Raw genomic sequence first — 2112 nt, forward strand, 5'->3', positions numbered from 1 at the left:
AAAATTTACTGGGAACGCTGTGAGTCTGCATTGTTGACTCGCACAAAAATCAAAGACAGGCTACACAATTTACATTAGACCTATTGCAAAATAATTTTATGTCATAGTCAAAAGTTTTACCCCTTTTCTATGGCTGGGTGCAATCTTAGCTCAACGCACTGCTCATTAGCCGATTCATTCCACCTATCACCTAAATTCGACTCAACCTTTAAGCCGTCGGTACGGGCAGGCTAGACACAAAAAACCCCACAAAGAAGCATTATGGAGTCCTAGTTATTTTGCTGTTTCTGCTGGAGGTGCGTAAGAAAGAAGTTTTGAAGGAGTATATCAGAAATCAAGAAAAGCCGGCCACAGAAGAAGGGGCTTGCATCCCATTTTTTTGGTCAGTCCTTTCCTATTTAGTTTTTATTTTGCCTGCATTTTTTGCCGAATCTGCTCTCCGCGCCTAGCAGCAACTTGTGGCCAAGTCAACTCCAAAGCTCGCTGGCGGGCGGCGGCTCCCATTTTAGCGCGCAAATCAGGAGAATTAGATAGTTGGCGCAGTCCCTCCACCCAGGCGTCAGTATCGTAGGGAGGAAGAATTATGCCGTCAATGCCATCACGCACAACACCGCCTCCTCCCATCGGTGAAGCCAGAATAGGCAAACCATGACCCATCGCTTCATAGATGACGAGTGGGCTACCTTCCTCGAGACTGGGTAAGGCAAAAAAGTCAGCTTGGCGATAGGCAGAACTGTAGTCCAAAGCATAATCAAAGTGAACTACATCAGAACGTTCCAGCAAATGGCTGCAAGTTTGAGCGATCGCCGGTTCGAGTCTGCCAAAAATAGTCAGCTTTCCCTTAATCCCAGCTCGCTCCCAAGCCTGCAACAGTAGGTGAACCCCTTTGCGGACGCAGGCAAAGCCTAGGAAAAGGACGTTAACTTCCTCTGAAGGCGGTTTTTGGAATTGATAATTGGGGAAACGCTCTGGCGACCAACCTTCAGTGGTTAACAGCAGTTTTTCTTCAGGAACTCCGGCGTCTTGAAACGATTTTACTACTGCCGGACTGGGACAAAACAGGAAGTCAACTAGCTTGAGTTTGTGCTCTTCGTTCTTAATTGTTTCTGGGGTAATTGTGTGTTGAGGTTGCAATTCCAAGCGAGAGTAAGCATCGTCAAGGATACTCTTAGCTTGCCTTTGACAAGTATTAACTCGCTCCAAAAAAATCGGCTTAATCTGCTTGTTAACGCTTTTTACAGTATCTACTGAGAGACCGGGCCACAAGTAGGCAACATCAAAATTTTTGATATCTTTGAGAAAACGCTTCTCTGCCTTAATTTTGGGAGCACTATGGCTGCTGTAATACAGTTTTTTCAGCAATGACGGAATTGCTTCAACTATATTTGAGTCGCGACAGGAGCTATCGCAACTCGGGACAACCATGCGAGCCTTCAGCTCAGGGTTTTGCCATTGTTTGCACACTGAAAAAAATACGTGGCTGATGGCTCGGTCATTGCAATGGATTGGGAATAAAGCACTAAGTTTTAACATGGGATTCATCTTGAGTTAAGTAAAGTTTTTTTACTTGTTTCTAAACACGGATATAGAATAATCCGGCTCGGTTTAGAGACCAGTCTCGTTTGATTGAAAAGTAGATTCGGCAGTCTGACAGTGGTTGTATGCTGACAAGATAACATTTAAGTGAATTCACTGACAAGGCCCTGAACCAAAAATTATGTAATTTTACTGTAAAGAATGAAACAGGAGCATCCAAAACGCACTAATAATTTTTATAATATGTTTGGCGTCCTACTAAATAGGGTTTTCCAAGCGTTTTAGATAACGTGGTGATTTAAATGGCTGCTACACATACTCTCATCCAGGCTCTTACGGACTAAGATAACCGACCGGGTATTAAGCCGGATTGGCTAAGTAATACCACTTATAAAAACAGAATACGGAGAACCTCAACTTCGCGCCTAGTTGTCGGGACTCTAAAAGCGATCGGATTTTATGTTTAATTAAAGCGAGCTGCCAATCATTACCCAATACGCTTGGGTTAAGGAATGAGAATTAAATAACTTCCACAAGATTGTGGGATGGGCGTCCCGCCCGTCCAAAAAGGACGGG

General features: G+C 44.0%; 1 protein-coding gene and 1 pseudogene. One reads left to right on the forward strand and one right to left on the reverse strand.

The features are described 5' to 3' along the window. Window positions 1–211: 211 nt before the first annotated feature. Window positions 212–350, forward strand: a pseudogene (locus QUB20_RS28305) (transposase); the annotation flags it as partial. Between the two features lie 55 nt (window positions 351–405). Here QUB20_RS28305 and QUB20_RS28310 read toward each other — a convergent pair. Next, window positions 406–1425 carry a glycosyltransferase family 4 protein gene (locus tag QUB20_RS28310; protein ID WP_333244456.1) on the reverse strand — a complete coding sequence of 340 codons (1020 nt, stop codon included), beginning with the start codon at window positions 1423–1425 and terminating at the stop codon, window positions 406–408. Window positions 1426–2112 lie beyond the last annotated feature (687 nt).

Source organism: Microcoleus sp. B4-C2 (genome assembly GCF_036705265.1).
Classification (GTDB): domain Bacteria; phylum Cyanobacteriota; class Cyanobacteriia; order Cyanobacteriales; family Microcoleaceae; genus Microcoleus.

Excerpts from the sequence above, each read along its gene's own strand:
- QUB20_RS28310 (WP_333244456.1), bottom strand. The coding sequence starts at position 1,425 with ATGGTTGTCCCGAGTTGCGATAGCTCCTGTCGCGACTCAAATATAGTT.